We start from the raw sequence: 23,096 nt of genomic DNA, 5'->3' as shown, positions 1-23,096 counted from the left end.
CTTATGATTCAAGTGTTGATTGTAGATGACGATCCCTTTATCCGGGAAAGCATGAATGTGATTTTGGGATTGGATGCCGACCTGCAGGTTGCTGGCATTTGCTCCAATGGGAAGGAAGCGGCTGAGTTCGTACGTGCACAGCCTGTCGATGTCGTTCTCATGGACATTCGCATGCCCGTGTGTGACGGCGTAGAAGGCACAAAGCTGCTGCGAGCGCTCGCTTCCCCACCCGCCGTCCTCCTGCTCACAACCTTCGATGACGATGAATATATCGCACAGGCCATTCGAAACGGCGCGAACGGCTACCTGCTCAAAAACGTACCCCCGAGTCGCATTATAAGCGGCATTAAGACCGTGCACGAGGGCTCTATGCTGATTCATCCTGATATCGCCCGCAAGCTGGCGGGCATGATCGAAACACCACGTGCCGATACAAGCAAAGCCGTTACAATCGCTGGCCTTACGCCCGCCGAAGCTCAAATTGTCCGTCTCATCGCAGATGGGCAATCGAACAAAGAAATTGCAGCTTCCTTATTTCTGAGCGAAGGCACCGTTAAAAATTATATTACGGAGATCTTACACAAGCTTGAGCTGCGTGACCGTACGCAAATCGCTATCTTCTATTTGAAATTATTGCATCAGTGATTTAGATGCCGAAGGAGATTACTAGAATGACAACCCAACACCAAGCAGCTACCGCTTCTCTACCAGGATTCACGCAAGCCGACTTTGACGTCTTTCATCTCGAAGGGCTTGAAGAACGCATGGCAGCCATACAAAATCAAATCCAGCCTAAATTCCGTTCACTCGGAGAGCAGCTTAGCGTGGATGCAGCCGTTCATGCAGGCAATGAAATGTATCTGCATGTGGCCCGGCATGCGCGCCGCAAAGTCAATCCACCAAAGGATACTTGGCTTGCCATTTGCAACAATAAACGCGGCTATAAAGCTCATCCTCATTTTCAGCTGGGCTTGTTTGATGACCATTTATTTATCTGGCTGGCACTCATTTATGAAGTACCGAATAAAGCAAACATTGCAACAGCGTTCTTAAAACAGATCGACAGCGTCATCGCAACCGTGCCTCAGGATTATGTGCTCTCATTGGATCACATGAAGAAGGATTCCCAAGCGGTTAGCGAAATGTCCAAGCAGGACTGGAAGGATGCGCTTGTTCGCTTCCGTGACGTGCAGAAAGCCGAGCTGCTCATTGGCCGCCATGTTCAAGTCAACGACCCTATCCTTCGTGATGGCGATGCCCTGCTAGCGTTTGCCTCCTCCACCTACCAGAAGCTGATGCCGCTCTATCATATGGCGAGTGTATAGATTTTCAAAAAAAGGCTGTACCCGGTATTGGTCGACATAGACCAGTCCAGGTACAGCCTTTACTTTTCTTACTTATGCTTGCTACGATAAGGCAGCTTCGGATTGCGCGGATGCAGCTCCAGCGTGCCGCTGCTTGCGTGAAGTACGGAAGAACAACAATTCATACACGCAAGGCACGATGATGAGCGTAAGCAACGTGGCTGCTATCAAGCCGCCAATGACGACAATTGCCAAGCTTTGCGATACGATGCTTCCCGTTTCATGCGAGCCAAACACAAGTGGAAGCATGGCGGATACCGTCGCTACCGCAGTCATCACGATCGGGCGCATCCGGGTCGCGGCAGCTTCGATCAGCGCTTCACGTATAGACATGGTCAGCTCATTTTGCTTCACGCGGTCGATCAAGACGATTGCATTCGTAACCACGATGCCAATGAGCATCAATGCCCCAAACATCGCGGTAAAATCAGGCGTTACGCCAGAGACGAGTAGGCCCGTGACCGCTCCGATGGCCGCTAGCGGAAGTGAAATCATAATGGCCAGCGGTGCCCGAAGCGTCTTAAACGTCAATACCATAATCAGATATACGATTCCAATAGAAATTAACGCGGTTAATCCCAAATCTGCAAAGTCGCTCGTTTGGTCAGCAGAAGCCCCTCCAACCGCGAAGGCTACGCCATCAGACAGCTTAAGCTCATTGGCCGCTTTCGTTATTTTGTCGCCAACGACCGACAGCTGCTTCGCATCGGCACTCGCCGTAACGCGGATATAGGTTTTTCCATCCTTATGGTAGTAAAGGGAAGGCTCTTCGGTTCGAACCAATTGTGCCACTGATGATACAGGTACGACGCCATCAGCTGTACGCACCATTAAGTTATTCAGCTCCGCTTCAGAAGCCGGATTCACTGTCGGCTGTAAAATGACGGAAGTGTCGCTCTCCTCGATCCGAATAGAACCGATTGGCATGGGGTTTAACATGCTTTGCAACTGCAGTGCCACATCCTGGCCTTTTGCAGCTACGGGATCAACAACGAAGGAATAGACGGCTTGTTTCTCTTCTTGGTTGCTCTCCACCTTCTGCACGCCCTCGATCGGCTCGATAGCTGCAATCAACTGATCCGCCGTTTGGGTAAGCAGCTCGGGATCATCCCCTGTTACATCGATATAAATTTGCGGCGAGCCGCCTCCCATAATTAGGTCAGAAGCGTTTACCGTTAGCTCTGCTTCCTTGTAGTTATCCTTCTGAGACTTTACGCTGTCCATGAACAGCTCCGCGTCAACACCGGTTTTTAGATCGATCATATACGTAATCAACGTAGGCGAGGACACTGATCCGTATTTTGCCGCATCAGCGCTGTTGCCGAGCATCATCATAACCCACTCGATATCGGAACTCCCGGTCAAATAAGCTTCTAACTGCTTGCCCGCCTCCAGCACTTTATCCGCTTGGGTATCGCTTGGATATTGCAGCGTCACGTTAATATTTTCTGCGCTGGAAGAATCCAGTGCTCCCTTAGGCATGAACATATACGCGCTAATGGAGCCAGCAAACAGCAGCACAGCAATGAGCAAAGGCACTGCTTTGTGCGCAAGGTTCCAACGGATGAAGGAAGCAAATTTAGGTGATCCGGCATGCGCCTTCTCCTTCGTTCCACGCAGCAGCCACGCACTTAGAAGCGGCACGACCGTCAAAGCCACAAGCAAGGAAGCAAGCAGCGAATAAGCAACCGTTAATGCAAAGGGCAGCAAGAAGGCTTGCAGCGATCCACGCAGCAGTCCCATAGGCAAAAATACGGCGACCGTAACGAGTGTCGATGATGTAATCGCCGAGGCTACCTCTTTCGTGGAGTCAATGATGAGCTTTACGGAGAAGGACTCTTTCTGGAGCCTTCTATAAATGTTCTCAATGACAACAATACTGTCGTCTACCAGACGGCCTACCGCTACGGCTACGCCGCCAAGCGTAATAATATTCAAAGATACGCCTGATAATTGCAGCAAATAGAGCGTAATCCCCAGGGAGAGCGGAATCGAAACAATCGTAACAATCGTTGCTCTGATATTGCGCATGAACAATAAAATCACGATCGTAGCGAACAAGGCCCCAAGCAGCACTTCACGCATCATGCTGTTAACCGAAGAAACGACTGAATCGGATGTGCTTAAAATAATGGACGCATCGATTCCCTTTACATCTGCATTTAAACGTTCAACCGTTTCTTTGATGGCATTGCCGACCGTAACGGCATTCGCATCTGCCGATTTTGAAATCGTAAACATCATGGCATCCTTGCCGTTCATTCGGCTGATGCTCTCCTGATCCTTGGCCAGCTCGACATCCGCAACATCCGATAGCTGTACACCTGCAGCAACCGGAAGCTTGCGGAGCATATCCACGTCGGTAATCTGGTCATAGACATTAATGTTGCCAGCTGCCCCGTCCACATTTCTCTCTCCAATAGAAACGGATGCTCCGCGTCCTTGAAGCACACCCATGAGTGCTTCTACGGGAATACCAGCTGCTTCCAGATTTGTAATATTCGGCACAATGTGAATCGTCGGCGAAGACTTCCCGCTTACGCTGACTTCACCTGCCCCTTCAGATTTTTGAAGCTCTGCCGTAAACAGCTTCAGCTTAGCTTCCTTTTCCTGCTCGCTCATCGACTCATCGAAGGTAAGAGTAACCCAGGCAATCGGAATCATCGATGTGTTGAACTGTACGACGAATGGCTTCATCACATTCGCAGGAAGCGGTACCTGTCCTACCATCCGTTCAATTTCAGCCTTAGCTTCTTTCATATCCGTCTTGGAATCGAAGTTTAAACTAATCTGAGCATAACCAACGCCTGAGGTCGAGAACATACTCGTCTTTCCCTTCACAAGCGTCACTGCATCCTCTAACGGATTCGTGACTTGCTGCTCCATGGTCTTGGCGTCACTGCCTTGCCCGATCGCTGTAATCATCACTTGCGGGTTATCCGCAGCAGGCAGAAATTCCATCGGAAGCCGGAAGTAACTGACCGCCCCCATCGCCAAAGCCATAATGACGATCAGAATAACAGCCGCTTTGTTTCGGAACGACCATTCTGTAAATTTGCTCATTTCTTTCTTGCTCCTTCTCCGTAACGGTTTCATTTATTTGTCTTTTCTAATCATAGAGAGAAGTAGGATTCGTTAAAAACGTCCAGAGAATGGATTTCCCGCTCGCCTCTGGATGTAATCCGTCTACGACTTCAGGCGGAGGCCTATAAAATGAGTAAGTACTCACTTATATTCAAAAGCATTATCGGTTATAGTGAAGTGAGTACTTACTCACTTATGGATAAAGGAACGTGAACAGGTATGCATGCCTTTCCAAATAAGCCTTTAGCATCCGCACCTGCGGTTGAGCTAAAAAGCATTTCACGGCATTTTGGCAACCACACCGTTCTCCAAGACATCACACTTGCCATTCCGCGCGGACAGCTGTTTGGGCTGCTTGGTCCCTCTGGCTCGGGCAAAACAACGCTGATTAAGCTCATGACTGGCATTGACCGTGCGGATAAAGGAACGGTTGCCATGCTTGGCGAGCCTATGCCTCAGCTCAAAATGCTGCAAACATTCGGATACATGGCGCAAGCGGACGCATTGTATGCCGAATTGACCGGCAAGCAAAACCTCGCTTTTTTTGGCGCCATGTTTGGTTTAAAAGGAGCTTTGCTTCAGGCACGCATCCAGAGCGTCGCTAAGCTCGTTGACTTAACGAATCATTTGAACAAGCAAACCTCCGCCTACTCCGGAGGAATGAAACGACGCCTGTCGTTAGCGGTAGCCCTGCTGCATGAGCCGCAGCTGCTCGTACTCGATGAGCCTACTGTTGGTATTGATCCTGTGCTGCGCCAATCGATCTGGAAGGAGCTATCCGCGCTCAGCAAGCAGGGCGTTACAATTATCGTAACGACCCATGTCATGGATGAAGCGGAAAAATGCGATCGCTTGGGACTAATCAGAGGCGGTAAGCTTATCGCAGTGGATACGCCTAAAGGAATTATGGAGCAGTCTGGCACCACGACCATTGAAGAAGCATTCATCGCATTTGGGCAAGCGGGAGGCGAGGAAGCATGAGGATCAAAGCGTTGGCGATCCGGATCATTCACCAATTTATTAAGGACAAACGGACGCTGGCTTTGTTATTTCTTGCCCCTCTTCTTGTTTTAAGCTTAATGAAGCTTATTTTTGACGGTCAAACGGTCTCGCCTGCAATCGGAGCGGTCGATATCCCTCCAACACTTATCGAGAAAATGGAACAGCTGCATGCTGACATCACCGTCTTTGCAAATGCGAGCGATGCCCAATCAGCCCTCGGAACTGGCGACTTGGCCGCCATACTGCAGCTTGATGGTGGTCAGCCCAAGCTTATCCTTGAAGGAAGCGATCCATCGGTCAATAAAGCCGTTCTACTTCTGCTGCAAAATGCCTTTCAGAATGGGGCAGCCAGCACGTCGCCAACCATTAGCTATTTACACGGCGGACCCGATATGGCTGCCTTCGACGCTTTTGGGCCAGTACTTATCGGATTTTTCTCATTCTTCTTCGTATTTCTTCTCGCCGGTGTCTCTTTCCTTCGGGAGAGAACAAGCGGAACCTTGGAGCGGCTTCTCGCCACTCCGATTCGTCGCAGCGAGATCGTGTCAGGTTATCTAGCCGGATTCGGCATATTCACCTTGCTTCAGGCTTCTTTGATCGCTTGGTTTTCCGTTGACGTGCTTGGCCTTTACATGGCGGGGAGTATCGGGTATATGCTGGTCATTAATTTATTGCTATCGTTAACGGCATTAACGCTTGGCACGCTGCTCTCTTCCTTTGCCAGCAGCGAATTTCAAATCATCCAATTCATCCCGCTTGTCATTGTCCCGCAAGTATTTTTCTCTGGATTATTCAATCTGGACGCGATGAACCCTTGGCTGCAAAAGCTCAGCCTGATTATGCCACTTTATTATGGTGCTGACGCTATGCAAGGGATTATGATCCGCGGGGAGGGCTGGATGGATTTCCATAGGGATGTTTACGTCTTGATCGGGTTCTCTTTACTCTTTGCCATACTGAACGTACTGGCGCTGAAGAAACATCGCCGTATGTAGAAAACCGCTGCTTCTGATATACTAATTGGAATGGGTAGTTAAGAAGGAGTGTCTTTCATGCAAGAACCTGTCGAGCAATGGCTTCAGGAACTGTTAAAATTAGATAACGAAGATATTCAAATGACGGATAAGCAGTTGAAAATCGTGCAGGCTGCCTCGGAGGTATTTGCACAGAAAGGTTTTGCTGCTTCATCCACGAGCGAGATCGCCCAGCGGGCTGGGGTAGCCGAAGGAACGATTTTCCGGCATTATAAAACAAAAAAAGATTTGCTCTTCTCCATCGTCGCTCCCGTTATGGCTAAGCTCATAGCACCTTTTGTGCTCCGCGACTTCTTCAAGGTGCTCGACAGCAGCTTTGACAGCTTCGAGGAAATGCTTCGAGCCATTATTGAGAATCGGATCGCGTTCCTAGAACGCCATATGCAGGTATTTAAAATATTCATTCAGGAGATTCCGTTCCATCCCGAGCTTCAAGAGCAATTTCAAGAGCTCATACTTGCTAAGGTACTTGAGAAATTCAGTAGCAATATCAAGAAATTCCAAAGACAAGGAGCTATTGTCGAGTGGTCGCCTCATACGGTTATCCGGTTGACTGCATCCACGCTGATCGGCTATGTCCTTACCCGCAGCTTTGTAAATAAGGAAAAGAACACGACATGGAATGACGAAATGGAACGGGAAGCAACCATCACTTTTATCATAAAAGGGCTTGCACCATAAACGAAGCACAAAAAAAGCCGTTGGCTCATCCTGTGATGAACCAACGGCTTTTTCTTTATTTTGCTGAATCCATGACAGGCGACTGCAAGCTTTGCTTGTCCAACTGACGGAAGCGAAGCAGCAGCAACAGCGCTGCAATACATAAGATGCCACCAAGCAAATACGGCAGCCCCATCTCAATCGTAAAGAAGAAGGAACCGAGCAGCGGACCTGCAATCCTGCCCAAGCTGTCCATCGACGAGCTTAAGCCGGACGCGACACCTTGGCCAACGGTTGTCTTTTGAGTAATTAACGAGGTTACGCAAGGCCTGATTAAGGAATTTCCAATCCCGAAGACCGCCAGCGACAGGGTCGCCCACCATAACGAGTGAGCCGCTAAGAGCATGAAGAAGCCCAGCGCCGAAATCACAAGACCGATGGCGATGTATTTCGGCTCCTCCCCTTTCTTGATCCTGCGGCGTACAATGCCGCCTTGAACGAGAGCGCCAACAAATCCACATACAAAAAACAAGATGCCGACCTGAAGCGGAGTTACGTCAAAACGCCTCATGCCAAAAAATTGCAGCGTAGCCTCCATGCCTGCCAATGTGAACGTTACAAAAAACGCCAGTACGTACAAATACTTGAGCGGCCCGGTAAAAGCAGCCCACCTTGACACCCGCTTCTCTGACTTACTTTTGCGCTGTTCCGGTGCAAGCGATTCTTTCAGCTTCATCGCTGCCAGCACAAACGTAATCAAAGCCAGTGCTGATGCCGTATAGAATGGCGTCTCCAGGGAAAACACGCTTAATAGGCCGCCAACGCCAGGTCCGATCGTAAAGCCAAGACCAATCGACATCCCGACAAGCCCCATCCCCTTCGTTCTTTCCTCGGGCGGAGTTATATCAGCGACATAGGCGACAATAACTGAAGCCACAGCCCCTGAGAACAATCCTCCCAGCACCCGTGATAGATACATCAGTGTCAAGTTCCCGGATGAGAGTCCAAACAGCAGGAAGCTTGCTGCAAAGCCAAGCACGCCAACTAAAATAATCGGCCGTCTGCCAATCCGGTCGGACAAACTGCCCCAGAATGGGGATAGAAAAAAAGAGACAGCGGAATAAATGGCCAGCATCCGGCCCGTATGTATTTCCGCTTTATTCGGATCTGCCGCTTGGATAATTTCAGGCATAACCGGAATGATAATGCCAAACCCTATAAATGTTGTCATTAAAATAGCCATAACAATAAGCATCCGTTTATCTTTCATGCTGCAACCCCTCCACCAACCTATGTTACCATAACCGATTATCCTGCATGTATGAACAATTGAAGAACAAATAACACTGCTATGGGTGCTCTCTTAAAAATGAAGCTTGCATTCCCCCCTGTATTTGCTATACTCAACTTTGTTTGTAACCTCTAATGAAAGGCAGGGATGTTAGCGATGGATCATAATAAAACCCCGCTCTTCACAGCGCTTCGCCAACATGCGGAGAAGGATCCCGTACAGTTTCACATTCCAGGACACAAAAAAGGATTAGGCAGCGACTCGGAATTTCGCGAATTTATCGGCGATAACGCATTGTCGATCGATTTAATCAATATAGCACCGCTTGATGACCTGCATCAGCCAACAGGCGTTATTGAGGAAGCACAGAAGCTTGCTGCTGACGCATTCGGCTCGGATTACACCTATTTCTCCGTGCAAGGCACCAGTGGCGCGATCATGACGATGATTCTGACCGTTTGCGCGCCTGGCGATAAAATCATCGTCCCGCGTAACGTTCACAAGTCGATTATGGCCGCTATCATTTTCGCAGGAGCAAGACCTGTATTTATCTCACCTGCTCGAGACAACAATCTCGGTATTGACCACGGCATTACCACCCGGTCTGTTCGCAAGGCGCTCGAGCGTCATCCGGATGCCAAAGCCGTCCTTGTCATCAACCCGACTTACTTCGGCATTTGCGCCAACTTGAAAGAAATTGTCGATCTTGTTCACAGCTTTGACGTTCCTGTACTCGTTGACGAGGCGCATGGTGTGCTCATCCATTTCCATGAGAAGCTCCCAATGTCTGCAATGCAGGCCGGTGCGGATATGGCTGCCACAAGCGTGCATAAGCTTGGCGGCTCCATGACTCAAAGCTCGGTGCTTAATGTGCGTAAAGGAAGAGTTAACCCACATCGCATCCAAACGGTTATCAGCATGCTGACGACGACATCAACTTCCTATATTTTGCTAGGCTCGCTGGACACCTCGAGGCGCAATCTGGCGTTGAATGGACATGCTATCGCGGAACGGGCGATTGAGCTTGCCGAATCCGCCCGCAAGCAAATTAACGAAATTCCTGGTTTGTATTGCTTTGGCGAGGAAATTCTCGGTGACGAGGCTACCTATGATTACGATCCGACCAAAGTTTCCATCCATGTGCGCCACCTTGGCATTACAGGCTATGAGACCGAGAACTGGCTGCGGGACAACTATAATGTGGAAATCGAAATGAGCGACATGTATAACATTCTTTGCTTAGTTACGCCTGGAGATACCTCAGATTCCATATCTAAATTATTAATTTCATTGCGCGGCTTGTCCGAGCATTTCCATGAAGGCGCTGAAGCGCGTGAATTGGTCGTAAAAATTCCAGATATTCCGCAGCTTTCTCTAACGCCGCGCGACGCTTTCTACGGTGAGACCGAAGTCCTTCCGTTTAAAGAATCAGCAGGCCGTATCATTGCCGAGTTTATTTATGTCTATCCCCCTGGTATCCCGATTTTGCTGCCAGGCGAGGTCATTACCCAAAAAAACATCGATTACATCGTCGATCACGTGCAAGTCGGCCTGCCGGTCAAGGGACCGGAAGATCGCAGCATCGAATTTGTTAAAGTTATCGTGGAAGAAACAGCGATATCGTAATCCAAACACCCGAAACGGCCTTCTATGCGCTTTGCGCGGATGGGGCCGTTTTTTAAAGCGATTTTTCAGAGCTGGCACTTATTGTCAACGGTTTTCGCTCGTGCTATGATGTTGGCAGAGGTGAGATGCGATGAGTCAGAGCGCTTACATAAAATTTGTGCAAGGATCATCCGTTCAGCAAGTGTCGCTGGAGGATATACGCCACCAGCTTCTGCATTACCGTGAGCAAGTTACGCTAACTGGCACCCAACTTGATTGGGATTACGCAGAAGCGGCTTTCCCTTATACCATCGAATCCAAGCAGGATGACCGTTGGTTTTATTTAAAGGGAATCAACCCGCTGTATAAACATATTATTTTGGGCCCCAGTGAAGCACCTAGCACCACGGGCATTTCGGTTCCATGCATTCATGTCGTGCTTCCTGATGAAGCCACTCACGGGGATAAAGCGAAAGCAAATGAATTATGCAAATACATAGCAAAGCAGTTGAAAGCAGAACTGACGATGTTTAATGGACGAACCATATACTTTAATCCGAGAAAATAAATCCGATCTTTGAGGGGTTAACAATGACTTACAGCAACACAAAGAAAGGTCCGCAAGCGACGCTCGCAGACCTCTCTTTATTTGCTTGTCAGCTGGAAGGAAGCACGAAATTAATTTCCTTCGCTCTCCGTACGGGCAATTTCCTCGTAAATCGCAGTAACGCGATCCCACTCGGCATCGTCTTCAATGCCAACAAGGAAGGATTCGTCGTTTTCTTCTTCAATACGGAAAATAACGCCGTCCGCTTCCGGATCGTTGCGATCGAGCAATACTGCGTATACATTGTTTTCGGATTCAAACGTATAAACCATGACCATTTCACGTTCTTGGCCCTCGTCGTCAGTCACGATAAAGACATGCTCTTCATGCTCGTGGTCTTCACCACATCCGCAATCATCGGTATGCTGATGTTCGCTCATGTTATTACCCCATTTCAATAATGTTTATAGACTATCGTATAGTAACATGACATTCTATGAAAGGTCAAACGAAAACGCCCCTCAAATAAGAGGAGCGAATCATGGCAAGGTTCCGATTATTGGGAAGATATGAGTTTTTCTGAAACTGCGGTCCATTCTTCCGAGCCCTTGAGCTTCAGATAGAAGCGAATTGGGTATTTTCCACTAGCATCGAATTTATAATCGATCTCGTCCGTTGCATACCAGAAATTGTCCTTGGACGTATTCACAGTCTCGGTCTGGATTACTTTCTCTTTGCCGGAGGGGTCGAAGATGGATACTTTTACGGCGACGACGTCTGTTTTTAAGTTATCGAGCTGGGCGAATACCTTAAACTTTGCTTGGTAGCCCTTGGCTACATTTCCGAATACCGCATTATTTTGGAATAGAAACATATGCACATTAGGTTTATATACGGTTGCACGTTTGTTTGGACCATCCCACTCGATAATAGCCTGCATGGAAGTGGCTAATTGGCGAAGCGGCAAATAGGTTTTGCCGTCGGTCATTAACCCCCCGCCATCCTGTTCAAGTCCGTTAATTAAAACGCGAACCTTCTGGGTTGCTGAATCTGCAAACAGCATTGATCCGCCCCATAATGACAGCAGCAGCAGCGGAATAATAACTTTTCTGAATTTCATAGGTGTAAGCCCTCCATCCGATAGCCTGGATGTAAGGTTATACTCAGCAATTCCTGCAAAGTTGCGCCTTTAAAGAAACTATTTTGAATGCATTGTTCATACGACCCATCTTGTCAAACGCTGTTGAAACCTGCGCTTGCCTGGGAAATAAATAAAATAATCGCAATCATTACCCAAACGTTCTCGTCAGTACACAGGGCACGCCTTTGCCGACAGTGCCTGGCTGACGCATTCTGGACAAGTAATTGATGCCTCTGGCACATGGTGTTTTGCACACGGCACATGTATCCGAGAGCACTAACTTATAGGAATACTGCTTCCGGTCGCTTGCCGGCTGTTTCTTCTTTGCTACTTTACCTTTTCCTTTGCTCATGCCTTGTTCGCCTCCATTGAACATATTGCTTTTGCATTGTATGTACATAGAGGCAAATGTGCATCAACAATTGTCAAGGATACACAGGATTTGGTACATTAAATGAATGGACGATAAGGAGGGAATTTTCATGCATATCACGATGATCGGAACGGGGAGTGCTTTCGCGAAAAAGTACGACAATAACAATGGAATTATTGAGGTAAACGGCTATCGGCTGTTAGTGGATTGCGGGATTACCCTGCCGAAAGCGCTGCATGAGCAAGGCCTCTCCTTTCCCGAGCTGGATGCTGTACTGATCAGTCATATACATGGAGACCATGTTGGCGGATTGGAAGAATATGCCTTTCAGATGATGTTCAAATATAAGCGAAAACCCATCTTATACCTTGCGGAGACACTTGTTCAGCCCTTGTGGGAACACACGCTTCGTGGGGGGTTAACGCAGGAACCGTTGGACAAGCTTGAAGACTTTTTCGAGGTTCGTCCGCTTCAGCCGGATACAGACATTGAGCTGTCCCCCGGCTTAACCGTTCGACTGATTCAAACCAAACATATTACGAATAAACCAAGCTATTCTTTTATCTTTAACGGTCATTTCTTTTATTCCGCCGACATGCGTTACGATCCCTCGCTGCTTCAGCAATTGATCGATGAGGGTGTGACTACGATTTATCACGATTGCCAGCTTGAGCCTCCCGGCGTCGTGCATGCCTCACTTGAAGAACTCGTACAGCTTCCTGAAGCTGTTCAGAAGAAAACCTGGCTTATGCATTATGGTGATACTATTGAAGAGTACAGAGGCAAAACCGGCTCCATGCGCATTGTTGAACAGCACAAAAGGTATGAAATTATTTAGAGGAAAACAATAGCACTTCTTTCGTTCTTATAAAGAAAGAGTTCATTAAAGCGATAACTTCTGTTCATTCAAAAAGGCGCCAGCATGTTACGCATGCGGCGCCTTTTTTGAGTCGAGCTTATATGCTTTTCTTAATCAGAAATTCATACAGAACACCGTCTTTCTGACTCATAGTTCTGCTTTAAAATTTTTATTTTACTACATGAAATAACGGTGCTAAAAGAGAGGTAGCTGGTCCAAATTATTGGTTGGATCGCCATCAGCATCTCCACGGATATAAAATTCGCCATCCTTGCCTTTGAAGGTATTAACGCCCGCAATATGCCCTGCTTGTACTTCTTGGAGTGCGGTTGAATAATCGAGTACACGCCCGCCAGAGGTTTTGAAAGCCGTCAGATCACCGTCTCCATCCTTTTGTACCGCAACAATATGTTCCCTTGCATCTTGTCCGCCATTGAAGTCATTCATTTTTGCATAAGCCCCTCTCAGATTAACCAAATGTACAGCCAATTATTATGATGCCCCACCATTGTATAACTATGAAATATTCTACTTGTCTTTTTTGAGAACAGTACAAAAAAAATCCGGCTTATTCGCATCCTTCTGCGATTGCCGGATTTCTGTTTACTTCTTGCGAGCTTCTGTTGGAATTCTTCTCAACCACACAAACTGCTCATCATGCGAAAGTGAATCATAAATCGCAAACCTTGCAACGGCACCAATCACAATACCAATAATTCCAAACATACCCGCCAGCCATATGGCCAAATAGGCATACTCTGCAGCCAACAGAAACCGCCTCCTGCGCGCTTTCTTTATAGGTATGCGGTAACATTGGGCTTTAGTATAAGATTCGCACATGCGTTGATGCGATAAAATCAATATGTGACATCGACTAGGAAGGACTTTCATTATGATTAGGTGTAAACAAGTCCCTTCGATTTTCCGATAATGGAAGTAGGAGGTGTAAGATGGATATAGCAGCAGTATCAATGGCCATGAGCCAAAACAGTCTGGCGCTGGCCGCAAGTCTTCGCGTCATGTCCATAGCCAAGGATCAAGCAAATCAGCAAGGTCAGAACCTCGTACAAATGTTAAGCAGCGCTCAACCTAATCTTGGCAAAAACATAGATATTCGTGTTTAAAAAAATCCCCCTTAAAGCAATAAATGCTTTGGGGGATTTTCCCTCGTATTTATGCATTACAGGAAAAATAATCAACTTTTGCATTATGAAAGTGTTTCATATGAAGATTATCCGTTTAGTAAATCAAATACGAAGGTCCTCTGCTCTTAATTATTTTTGTAGCTAACATAAACCTAATTTTTATTTCGGAAAATTCTAACAACCTTCGTTTATTCTAAGTTTAACAAATGAAAAGTTGGAGGGATTATGATGGACAACCATTTTTATCAGCAAAAAATTGAAGAAGTACGTGCAGAAATGGTCCTTTTATTCGAAGCCTGCAACAACTTTACCGATCACGCTGTCGTCAAAATCAGCCAGGAGCTGGATTTTCTCCTTAATGAATACTCCGGATGCTTAGCCAATAGCCGATCCTAGTTAAGCCATATAGAATTCAACCGCGTTGCTTTCATCCTTAAGAACAGCGAAGGCAAAAGCAAGGCCCTGCGGCACCCATTCCTCTGCCACTTCCGGCTGTGTATGATCTAGTTCAAGTATCGCGCTGTCCCAAATTTCCAAAGTGTCCTCTTGGCCAAGCCCATTCAAAAACGATAGTTGAAAAATCATAGGATCCTTCTCATTATCATAATGCTCCGTTACTTCAATACCTGTAAACTGCTGTACCGAAATCTTGTAATCGACGTCATTTTGCAAATGAATGACACCTGACTTGCCGATCAATTGTTGAACTGCTGCTGCAAACTGATTATGTACCTCAAGATTAAACATGTCTCTTAACCGCTCCCGTCACATAGGTGATGTAAAACATAAGTAGGCATCAGCCTTCAGCTATTATATAGTTGTCTTGGCTCCGTGTAAAATAAGGTTTCGCATGGTGCAACAAATTCCAAAAAAAGTATTGACTTCATTCTCCGCCTCTGATATATTATTAATTGTCGCTAACATGATCTGGTAGCTCAGCTGGGAGAGCACTATCTTGACAGGGTAGGGGTCACAGGTTCGAACCCTGTTCAGATCATACAAATAAAAAGCCCGCAATCCTTTGTACCATAAGGGATTGTGGGCTTTTTCCTTTTCATTTTACCAGTGGTTATACTAACCATTTTAGATTTGGTGCGGAAATTGGTGCGATTCACTTTGTTATTACTTTTTGCTTTTAATCGTAATCAATCGATTTTTTTCGTCCCAATTGACTGATGCTCCTAATCCCTCGCTTACAAAGCGAAGTGGAACCATTGTCGTTCCTCTAATTACTAAAGGAGGGCTGCTTAGCGTAATATTCTGCCCGTTTTTTGAAGCCGCTGTCGTTCTTATCTGGAGCTTCAGCTGATCATTATCGCTTGATATGGTAATATTCCCACTATCATATTGAACATGTCCGCCCATCTGCTCAATTACCCCTCGCAGCGGCAAGAAAGAGACTCCATTTATAATGATTGGATTTGTAGGCAGTTTGAGCTCATTTCCGTTGAGCTTTAAAGTGATCGCTTTCCATACAGTTCTAAGCTGAGTCGCATTGACCATCTCTTCTGTTACATTTGCATACTTCTTATAGTCTGTATCATTTATCGTTTCATTACCGGTATTCGCAGAAATCGGGCCGTACGACTGGACGGTACCATCCATTTTTAAAAGCATAGTAGAATAATTGAAATCAATTTGTTTAATCTCTAGCGGATTTATCACTAAACCATGTTTTTCGATATTATTAACATCGCTAAATTTGACCGCTTCTCCACTTGTTTTCAGAATCAAACAACCAGTATAATGGCATTTAAATGACAAGACATCCCCCATTATTGGCTTTATTTCTAAGGATTTTTGAACCTCCCAAAATGTACCGTCTGTCTTCGTCACATAGATGCGATTATGGAAGTCATCGATTTCTTTAATTGGAAAGTCAAAGAGCTTTACAGGCTCCCATCTGGATACTAGACGATCTACAACATTAAAATAACTGCTGAGCGTCCCCCAAGCCCATGTGGTTCCAGCCTCATCCGTTGCCGCGGAAAAATCATTTCCGGCATAGATGGTCTTTATTTTTTGAAGACCAGGTACCTTCATCGGTGTGAAGGCTTTCGGAGTGGATTCCTTCCATTCAGATCTACCAAGCTTGCCCCCAGTTGAACTTCCCCAGCTCCAAACCGTTCCATCCGATTTCAAAGCAAGAACATGAGTAATGCCGGCTTTTATATCAACAACGTCAGATAGCGCTTTGATTGCTGTTGGATTAACAAAGTCAGTAATGCCTGGGCTAGAATAGGAATTTAGTGTTCCATTTCCTTGCAAACCAGTTGCTTTGCCCCACATCCAGACAGTACCATCATTTTTAACTGCAAAACTGTTGGTATCACTTGTAGCAATTTTAATGACATCCTTTATTACCGGAATAGCGGCAGAATTATAACCTTTGATTCCATTGCCCAGTTGCCCATAATTATTTTCACCCCATGCCCATACAACACCTTGCTTATCCAATGCTAAGGTGTGGGGATAATAGTAATGGTATCCTCCTGTGCTGACCTGTACTATGTTGTCTAAGTATCTAGGATTAGATCCAGCAGCAAATAAATGAGCAGGAAATAAAATAGAGGTTGAAATGGCTACAATGAAAAGCAACTTAGTAAAATTAAAATATTTGTTCATGTTCTCCTCCTAGAAAGTAAATTTTTAACAACATTTACAATACGACTGCATGTATAAAAAAGTTGCAGTTGAAAATCATCGTTATTAAACGAAATGTTCGCCTTTGTAGCCGGATTCTTACCTTTACATGTCTAAGTGCATCAAAGAATCTGGCTACAAGCGCGATCGTAAGAATGATCTGCTTGCGCAGCAATCATAACGTAATTGGTTCGTTCAACAGGTGTAGATCAAATCTTCCGAATAATCATATACAATTTTCGAAAGAATTAGGAAAAATGCAACATTTCCGTTTATAATAACGTCAAAATAGGTGCTGCAGCAAATAAGATAAAGAGGTGACCTAATGAGAAAACGACCGATAGTCATCATAATGTTAGTTGCGATGATGCTCTTTACTCTCGGGCAATCCGCACTAGCCTTCAAGGATGTTAAAAACGATACAAATGAACAAAAAATCGCTGAATTAAAAAAGCTGGGCATACTGAACGGTAATGCTCAGGACAAGTTTAACCCAAAAGGCAATTTAACTTATGCGGAAGGCGTTTCTTTGATCGTTAGAGGCCTTGGCCTGAACATCGATAACATCCGTTTCATTAGAGCACCCAAAGCGAGCGATTATTACCCGAATGTGAAAGATGATGCCTGGTATTCGGATGCATTCATTATCGCCAGCCTAAACGGGCTTGAAATTCCAAACGGTGTAAAACCAAATGATATCATGACCCGTGAGCAATTCGCTCACCCCTTGTTCAAAGGGATGACCAAAAAAGGCGATTATGCGTTTATTGAAATCTTTATGCTGCTTGAGGATGAAGCTGAAGTCAATAAAGACTATATGGACAGCATACAGAAACTGATTATTTCCAAAGTGGTTACACTCGACAAAACCAATAAGTTTTATCCGAAAAAAGCCATCACGCGCAGTGATGCAGCCGGCTGGCTCTATAATGCCATTCAATTCGTAAAGGAGACGGCTCCGATTCCAAATTTGCCAGAGCAGCCTACGCTTGATCCCAAGCTGACCGTTACGGCAGTAAACGCCGATATTAACAAAGTAACTGTAACTGCACAAGTGCCACACCCTGGATATGGTCTTCGCATTACTTCCATCGAATTCAACGGAGACCAAGCGATCATCCATGTGGAAGCGGTATTGCCAGACCCTGAAAAAATGTACCCGCAGGTCATAACAGACGTTCAGGTTTCTACTTATATTGATGCTAAGTTGAAGCCGGTACTGCCCGTAACCTCCGGTGGAAGCGAGGCCTCTACAGGCCCTGCGATCATTGTGGAATAACGAAATAATCAAAAGGCTTCTCTGCCTGTCTGAGCTGATGTTCAGACAAGCGGAGAAGCCTTTTTTATTTCATCCGTCTGCTACCTTGCGTCTTCGGCTAGAGCCGGTATGTTCCAATCAATTGGCTCGCTTCCCGTGTTTTCCAAAAAAGCATTTGCCCGCGAGAAAGGCTTGCTGCCAAAAAAACCTTTGCGAGCAGCAAACGGACTCGGATGCGCAGAAGAAATAATGAGATGCTTATCCTTATTAATAGCTTTGGCTTTCTCCTGGGCATACTTGCCCCAAAGCATAAATACAACCGGCTTCTCTCTTTCATTCATGACCGCAATAACGGCATCGGTGAACCGTTCCCACCCCATGCCTTGATGTGAATTAGGCTGCCCCTTCTCCACGGTAAGCACCGCATTCAGCAAAAGCACCCCTTGACGAGCCCAAGACACCAAACTTCCGTGATCGGGTATTGGAGCGCCTACGTCCGACTCAAGCTCTTTGTAAATATTTTTCAGGGAAGGCGGTATCTTTATGCCTGGCTGAACCGAAAAACTCAGGCCATGAGCCTGCTGGGGACCATGGTAAGGGTCCTGACCCAAAATAACAACCTTCGTCTGCTCATAAGTGGTATAGTTTAGTGCGTTAAAAATATGATCCTTTTCCGGATATACCGTTTCAAGCTTGTATTTATCCTCCAGCCAAGCCTGCAGCTCCACCATATATGGAGCATTAAATTCACTCTCCAAGTACAGCGGCCAATCATTCTTAATTTCAATAGTCATAGGACACATCTCCTTCGTCGACGGATAAGCGTATACCGCTATCCCTGGCCTTGGCCAGTGAAGCCCGCTTCGCGGTGAATTATTAAATCTAGTTAAGTTGGTCAACTGGTCATTTCTTCTATTTTAAAATAAAAAACTCTCCTTTACCATGTTCTAATTACTTAGAACATAACAAAGGAGAGTCGGAATCTATTATTTTTGTCACCATCGCTCAAACGATCGCTTTTTCCTGCAATGAAAAAGGATATCCGTTCTTCCTATCCGCCTTTAATCGGCTGATTTCCACGCCTGCGAGCAGCATGATGCCAATGCCGTGATTATCGTTCTGGACAGTCCGAAGATCATACATATAATAATCGGGGGAAAAGGAATAACGCGAGCCGCTGCATACGCCATGCACGTTCCCCTGCCTGTCGATGGCTTCGCCAGTCAGTCCCTGCCACGCATTCAACGCAATTTCAGAAAAATAGCTTGAATTGTCCAACCACCCAAAACGAACCCCGCGTGCGATTGCATAAGCAAACATGGCGGTGCACGACGCTTCCTCATAGGCATCCTGCCGGTTAAGCACTTGACGCCATAACCCCGAATCGGCCTGCAGAGCCGCGACGCCTTTGCACATATCCTGGAAAAATGCGATCAATGCAGGCTTATCGTCATGGCCTTCCGGCAACTTCTCCAACAGCTCTGATAAGGAAAACAGGCACCAGCCATTCCCCCGTCCCCAAGGGACTTGCGTTGCATGGCCAAACTTAAAATCGAAAACATGTGACATTAAACCTTCGTTTTCCATATATAAATAGCTTTTGAACAGCAGAAATTGCTTGGCCGCTTCATGAAGCGCCGCTTGCTCGCCGGATACTTGCGCATAACGAATAAGAAAGGGCCCACTCATGTACAAATCATCCGCCCACATCGTGTCCGCAGAATACTCACCTTCGCAAAGCCGGTAGAATGCCCCCTTCTCTGTACGCTCCAGCCCTTGAAGCATAAACTCCGCAATGCGATCTGCGATCCGTTTAAACGTAAGATCGTTAGTTTCCGCATAGGCTTCCAGCATCGCAGATCCAAATGAACCGCAATTGTCGAGCATCTGAATGAGCACGAGCTGATGGTTAATAGAAGGAAAACCGTATTCCTCTTTATCCCACATTGAGTAGTCATACATTTCTGTACAGCTCCGAATATGGCCGAGCGCATACGAGAGCAGATCCTTCCGTTGCAGCTCGCGCGCTGTTCTCAGCAACCCGTACATCGTAACGCCAAGCGGATAGTCCCAGCGACCATAATTCGTCGCGCTGCCGGTAGTCCACTTATTGCTTAGCATCGCGTTTTCGTAATAGGGACGAACTCGCGCATCCGGTGCATCCAGCGACCAATAAGCAGCGCCGCATGGTTGAGCATCGAGATTTACTGCAGGGAAAACTGATGTCATCGTACATACGGATGAAGGAGACATGGCTAGACTTGGATCAAGTGGTCCCGCAAAAAACCATTCCTTGTCATACCCGTGTACTAGTCTTGGCACACTTAATGCAAGTGGAACGCCCTCTTCAATGATATTCAGCTCAAAGCCCCATCCCTCCGCGCTGCTAACGGTATGAACCAGCACTTCTCCACAGCCAGCTGGCAGAGAAATAGGCTGTTCAAATGGACCTGCTTCCTCAATGGTTAATGCCAACGCCCCGTCCAGCCAAATGGTCGTCGGCCCCCAAGCTCTTCCTATTAACTGCACAGTGCCCCCCGCTGCTGGTGACCTAAGCACTGTCCATCCGTATGCGGCAGTCTCCGCCGACGGTCGCCCGAACAGGCGCTCGCAATTGGGTTTGCGTTCCTGCTCGGCACTCCAATTCATTTGTGGTAGCCATGTTAATCCGCTTTTCTCTTCCGGCAACCGATAATCAAAAACATCGATCTCTGCCTTCATCTTCGAAGCTGGTACCGGCTCAGAATACACCCAGCCGGCGCTGCCTGAACGTCCCTCGAAGGGGGCAAGCACTTGCAGAATTCGAACTTTAGCTTCATCGGCCCCAAAACAACAGCCAAAGCCCACCGGTGTTTTGCGCGCTTCGATGACAAGCTGGTTCCAGCCCTTCTGAAGCAAGAGAGGAATAATTGCTCTAGCACCCGTCTTCAGCTCATCGACCACTGTCGACCGGTAAAGCTGCTCCCCGTTTAAAAAGAACTGAATGGGCCCGAACGGCACCATTAAACCGTCAATTGAACGCTCGTCGTCGCTCCAGACAAGGCCATAGAGGTATGAGTAATCGCCAATATTGGCATTTTGCAGCCTCTCCAGCATGTTCATTTCATACAAGCCTTCTTCATTTTGCAAAATACCCGATTTAGCGAAAGCTCTAAGTGCGAAAGGAATGGGCGGATTCGCTCCAACGTATCTGCCTGACAGCACCTCAAGTATGCGCTGCTCATCTTCACCGTACCAATAGCGGCTGCTCTCACGAGGCTCCAAATAGGTGCTCATCGTATCAGCCCCTCTTCTGCGTCATCCAATGCAGCACCATGCTTCGCAAGCTTTGGATTGCCGCCGGAGAGTTTGATATCGAACGTATGATCATACGGCGTCATTAAATTCACGACCAGCGATTGACACCCGGTAGGTACGCTAGCATTTCGAAGAGCTTTCACCCAGTGCTCATGCGCCCCTCCGTCCAGTTCAATCCAATCTTCGCCAGCGGAATAACGTGCCTTGCCATCCTTCCAGAAATGAATGTCATCCATAGGTGTTATTGCCTCTCCTGTGAGCACTCCTTCATTCCCAAACACAAATGCAACCTGCACCATCATGCCCTCTGGTTCAGTACAACGGATGTTTAGCTTCCAGCCCTGTTCACTTTCCGTCAATTCCGCCTCGACATGATGCTGCTGCAAATGAGTAATTTCCCTCACATGATGAGGGAGCAAATACCACGGACTTATCTCAGATCCAGCCGTCTCCGGCAAATCAGCAGCTGTGATCGGGCCATAATAACCTTTAGTCTCTGTCGCCACCAAGCGGTAACTATTTTCCTCTACATGCAATTGATTCATTTTGACATGTCCCGGCTCGAATGAAGTGCCTATTTGCACGGCTAACAAGCGTGCTTCGCCATGCCGAAGAGCAGCAATGGAGCTCGCTTCCGTTATAACCGTCAAGCTGGTTGCCCCCTGCCGTTCACGGGCGATCGGAGCACCAAAATCCGGATGAAGCCGGCTGTGATAGATCTTTCCGTTATGACCAGCTGAATCCATAGCATTCAAGTATTTCTCGCGAGGAAAGTTCCCGTTAATCACTACGCGGTAACTGCTTGGCAATGTCTGGGGCTCAATAGTAAGGTTACGGAGCTCCGGGTGCAGCAAATACCCCAGCAAGGCATTATTGGGCAACCCGCCCGGATGTTTAAGCGTTTGAGCAGCCAGTTCCGCTATAGCCGCGAATAAGGGATCTTGATCCTTCTCTGCCATTAGCCTGCTGACAAGAAAATAACTGTCCATAGTAAAGCTTAGACCGTAATCCTGCCGACCTGAATAATCGGTAACGACCTCGCCATTCGGATGTACTAGGTAGGACATCATTCGCAAGTTTCGTCTAACTGGCTCTAGCAGCTCAGGCCGGTTCAGCAGCTCTGCGGTATGGTAAAGCATAATATCGCTAACCGCATTGTAAATCCCATTGCTTCGCTCCGTCCATTCCCCATCCTCGGTACAATCCAGCCCCTCTGCCAGCCATTCGTTCGCTCGCACCACCAGCTCAGTTCGTCCTGTTAGCTTATACATTGATGCGAGCGCAGCTGTCAACACCCAGCGGTGATTTGGCGTATGACAGCCGCCCGTTAACAAAGCAGGAATCGTCCGCTCCAGGAATGTAAGAATATTGGCTGCCGATTCAAGAAGAGGCTCCCATTGGTGTTCGTGCAGCAGCTGATAAACCTGCGCGAGCCCAACAACGACAAATGCCGTATCCGGTGGGGAATGCATATTGGTCCAGCCTGGTGAAATCGTACCATCCCCATGCTGCGAGCGCAGCATATACTGCGTGCCGAGCTCCAGACGGGCAAGCATATCCTCGTTATGATAATATGCCGAATCCTCGTTAATCAGAGCTGCTGCCCAAAGCGCCATCACCATAGGAGAGCCGCCATGACTAGGCCATGCTATGCCATTCTCCGGTTCGGTTACTCCCCCGTAATACCGGCTATTCGGGTCCAGCACTTGGCGTTCAGCACCTTCGTTTGCCCAATAATCGTTTATTGCTACAAGCTTCTCGTACATGCTCATCCTCCTCTGCCTTGATTTCAT

Annotated in this window: 23 protein-coding genes and 1 tRNA gene; 12 read left to right on the top strand and 12 right to left on the bottom strand. The window is 47.1% G+C overall.

The window, feature by feature from the left end; all coding sequences use genetic code 11:
- Positions 1–3: 3 nt before the first annotated feature.
- On the top strand, positions 4–645 hold the full coding sequence (locus E0496_RS31340; RefSeq protein WP_141505882.1) for a response regulator: 642 nt from the start codon (positions 4–6) through the stop codon (positions 643–645).
- Positions 646–671: 26 nt separating this feature from the next.
- Positions 672–1,325, top strand: a complete 654-nt coding sequence (locus E0496_RS31335; protein ID WP_141505881.1) for a DUF1054 domain-containing protein — start codon at positions 672–674, stop codon at positions 1,323–1,325.
- A gap of 81 nt (positions 1,326–1,406) precedes the next feature.
- On the opposite strand, the gene E0496_RS31330 is transcribed toward E0496_RS31335, so the two are convergent.
- The gene (locus tag E0496_RS31330) at positions 1,407–4,427 is read right to left on the bottom strand and encodes an efflux RND transporter permease subunit (RefSeq protein ID WP_141505880.1); all 3,021 of its coding nucleotides are present in this window, start codon (positions 4,425–4,427) and stop codon (positions 1,407–1,409) included.
- 240 nt (positions 4,428–4,667) lie between these two features.
- Here E0496_RS31330 and E0496_RS31325 point away from each other — a divergent pair, with 240 nt between their 5' ends.
- From E0496_RS31325 to E0496_RS31315, 3 genes are read left to right on the top strand one after another with little or no spacing between them, the layout of a single operon-like run.
- Positions 4,668–5,429, top strand: coding sequence for an ABC transporter ATP-binding protein (locus tag E0496_RS31325; protein ID WP_141505879.1), 762 nt, complete (start codon positions 4,668–4,670; stop codon positions 5,427–5,429).
- Positions 5,426–6,445 (top strand): ABC transporter permease, encoded by a 1,020-nt coding sequence (locus tag E0496_RS31320; RefSeq protein WP_141505878.1) that lies wholly within the window; start codon positions 5,426–5,428, stop codon positions 6,443–6,445. The genes E0496_RS31325 and E0496_RS31320 overlap by 4 nt, the downstream gene beginning before the upstream one ends.
- A 57-nt stretch (positions 6,446–6,502) precedes the next feature.
- Positions 6,503–7,165 carry a TetR/AcrR family transcriptional regulator gene (locus E0496_RS31315; protein ID WP_141505877.1) on the top strand — a complete coding sequence of 221 codons (663 nt, stop codon included), beginning with the start codon at positions 6,503–6,505 and terminating at the stop codon, positions 7,163–7,165.
- A gap of 55 nt (positions 7,166–7,220) precedes the next feature.
- Here E0496_RS31315 and E0496_RS31310 read toward each other — a convergent pair whose 3' ends face one another.
- On the bottom strand, positions 7,221–8,414 hold the full coding sequence (locus E0496_RS31310; RefSeq protein ID WP_141505876.1) for an MFS transporter: 1,194 nt from the start codon (positions 8,412–8,414) through the stop codon (positions 7,221–7,223).
- A 177-nt stretch (positions 8,415–8,591) separates the two neighbouring features.
- On the opposite strand from E0496_RS31310, the gene E0496_RS31305 reads away from it, so the two are divergent.
- Positions 8,592–10,061 (top strand): aminotransferase class I/II-fold pyridoxal phosphate-dependent enzyme, encoded by a 1,470-nt coding sequence (locus E0496_RS31305; RefSeq protein WP_141505875.1) that lies wholly within the window; start codon positions 8,592–8,594, stop codon positions 10,059–10,061.
- Between the two features lie 130 nt (positions 10,062–10,191).
- A complete protein-coding gene (locus E0496_RS31300; protein ID WP_141505874.1) occupies positions 10,192–10,608 on the top strand; it encodes a DUF1885 family protein in 417 nt (138 codons plus the stop codon).
- Between the two features lie 110 nt (positions 10,609–10,718).
- Here E0496_RS31300 and E0496_RS31295 read toward each other — a convergent pair whose 3' ends face one another.
- The 3 genes from E0496_RS31295 to E0496_RS31285 all read right to left on the bottom strand — a co-directional run bounded on the left by E0496_RS31295 (position 10,719) and on the right by E0496_RS31285 (position 12,080).
- On the bottom strand, positions 10,719–11,027 hold the full coding sequence (locus tag E0496_RS31295) for a DUF1292 domain-containing protein (RefSeq protein WP_141505873.1): 309 nt from the start codon (positions 11,025–11,027) through the stop codon (positions 10,719–10,721).
- A 116-nt stretch (positions 11,028–11,143) separates the two neighbouring features.
- Positions 11,144–11,707 carry a stalk domain-containing protein gene (locus tag E0496_RS31290; protein ID WP_141505872.1) on the bottom strand — a complete coding sequence of 188 codons (564 nt, stop codon included), beginning with the start codon at positions 11,705–11,707 and terminating at the stop codon, positions 11,144–11,146.
- Between the two features lie 169 nt (positions 11,708–11,876).
- Positions 11,877–12,080 carry a hypothetical protein gene (locus tag E0496_RS31285; protein WP_141505871.1) on the bottom strand — a complete coding sequence of 68 codons (204 nt, stop codon included), beginning with the start codon at positions 12,078–12,080 and terminating at the stop codon, positions 11,877–11,879.
- A gap of 130 nt (positions 12,081–12,210) precedes the next feature.
- Here E0496_RS31285 and E0496_RS31280 point away from each other — a divergent pair, with 130 nt between their 5' ends.
- Positions 12,211–12,939 carry an MBL fold metallo-hydrolase gene (locus E0496_RS31280; RefSeq protein ID WP_338325887.1) on the top strand — a complete coding sequence of 243 codons (729 nt, stop codon included), beginning with the start codon at positions 12,211–12,213 and terminating at the stop codon, positions 12,937–12,939.
- A gap of 216 nt (positions 12,940–13,155) precedes the next feature.
- Here the strand turns inward: E0496_RS31280 and E0496_RS31275 are convergent, their stop codons facing one another.
- Both E0496_RS31275 and E0496_RS35955 read right to left on the bottom strand, forming a co-directional pair.
- Complete coding sequence (locus E0496_RS31275) at positions 13,156–13,407, bottom strand: DUF3892 domain-containing protein (protein WP_141505870.1); 252 nt, start codon at positions 13,405–13,407, stop codon at positions 13,156–13,158.
- Between the two features lie 156 nt (positions 13,408–13,563).
- Positions 13,564–13,728 carry a hypothetical protein gene (locus E0496_RS35955; protein ID WP_175598136.1) on the bottom strand — a complete coding sequence of 55 codons (165 nt, stop codon included), beginning with the start codon at positions 13,726–13,728 and terminating at the stop codon, positions 13,564–13,566.
- Between the two features lie 182 nt (positions 13,729–13,910).
- Here E0496_RS35955 and E0496_RS31270 point away from each other — a divergent pair, with 182 nt between their 5' ends.
- Both E0496_RS31270 and E0496_RS31265 read left to right on the top strand, forming a co-directional pair.
- Positions 13,911–14,084, top strand: a complete 174-nt coding sequence (locus E0496_RS31270) for a YjfB family protein (RefSeq protein ID WP_141505869.1) — start codon at positions 13,911–13,913, stop codon at positions 14,082–14,084.
- Positions 14,085–14,333: 249 nt separating this feature from the next.
- A complete protein-coding gene (locus tag E0496_RS31265; protein WP_206669922.1) occupies positions 14,334–14,501 on the top strand; it encodes an aspartyl-phosphate phosphatase Spo0E family protein in 168 nt (55 codons plus the stop codon).
- On the opposite strand, the gene E0496_RS31260 is transcribed toward E0496_RS31265, so the two are convergent.
- Complete coding sequence (locus tag E0496_RS31260) at positions 14,502–14,852, bottom strand: hypothetical protein (RefSeq protein WP_141505867.1); 351 nt, start codon at positions 14,850–14,852, stop codon at positions 14,502–14,504. It abuts the gene before it with no gap.
- Between the two features lie 177 nt (positions 14,853–15,029).
- Here E0496_RS31260 and E0496_RS31255 point away from each other — a divergent pair.
- Positions 15,030–15,102, top strand: a tRNA-Val gene (locus E0496_RS31255).
- Positions 15,103–15,227: 125 nt separating this feature from the next.
- Here E0496_RS31255 and E0496_RS31250 read toward each other — a convergent pair.
- Positions 15,228–16,730 (bottom strand): stalk domain-containing protein, encoded by a 1,503-nt coding sequence (locus E0496_RS31250; protein ID WP_141505866.1) that lies wholly within the window; start codon positions 16,728–16,730, stop codon positions 15,228–15,230.
- A gap of 343 nt (positions 16,731–17,073) precedes the next feature.
- Between E0496_RS31250 and E0496_RS31245 the strand changes: the two genes are divergently transcribed.
- On the top strand, positions 17,074–18,027 hold the full coding sequence (locus E0496_RS31245; RefSeq protein WP_141505865.1) for an S-layer homology domain-containing protein: 954 nt from the start codon (positions 17,074–17,076) through the stop codon (positions 18,025–18,027).
- 80 nt (positions 18,028–18,107) lie between these two features.
- On the opposite strand, the gene E0496_RS31240 is transcribed toward E0496_RS31245, so the two are convergent.
- From E0496_RS31240 to E0496_RS31230, 3 genes are all read right to left on the bottom strand, one after another.
- Positions 18,108–18,800 carry a uracil-DNA glycosylase gene (locus E0496_RS31240; protein WP_141505864.1) on the bottom strand — a complete coding sequence of 231 codons (693 nt, stop codon included), beginning with the start codon at positions 18,798–18,800 and terminating at the stop codon, positions 18,108–18,110.
- Positions 18,801–19,011: 211 nt separating this feature from the next.
- The gene (locus E0496_RS31235) at positions 19,012–21,282 is read right to left on the bottom strand and encodes a glycoside hydrolase family 88/105 protein (protein ID WP_141505863.1); all 2,271 of its coding nucleotides are present in this window, start codon (positions 21,280–21,282) and stop codon (positions 19,012–19,014) included.
- Complete coding sequence (locus tag E0496_RS31230) at positions 21,279–23,069, bottom strand: hypothetical protein (protein WP_141505862.1); 1,791 nt, start codon at positions 23,067–23,069, stop codon at positions 21,279–21,281. The genes E0496_RS31235 and E0496_RS31230 overlap by 4 nt, the downstream gene beginning before the upstream one ends.
- Positions 23,070–23,096 lie beyond the last annotated feature (27 nt).

The sequence above is a fragment of the Paenibacillus luteus genome (assembly GCF_006542765.1).
GTDB lineage: Bacteria > Bacillota > Bacilli > Paenibacillales > Paenibacillaceae > Pristimantibacillus > Pristimantibacillus luteus.
The sequence above is the reverse complement of the archived record's forward strand: the minus strand, read 5'-3'. Positions and strand labels throughout refer to the sequence as shown.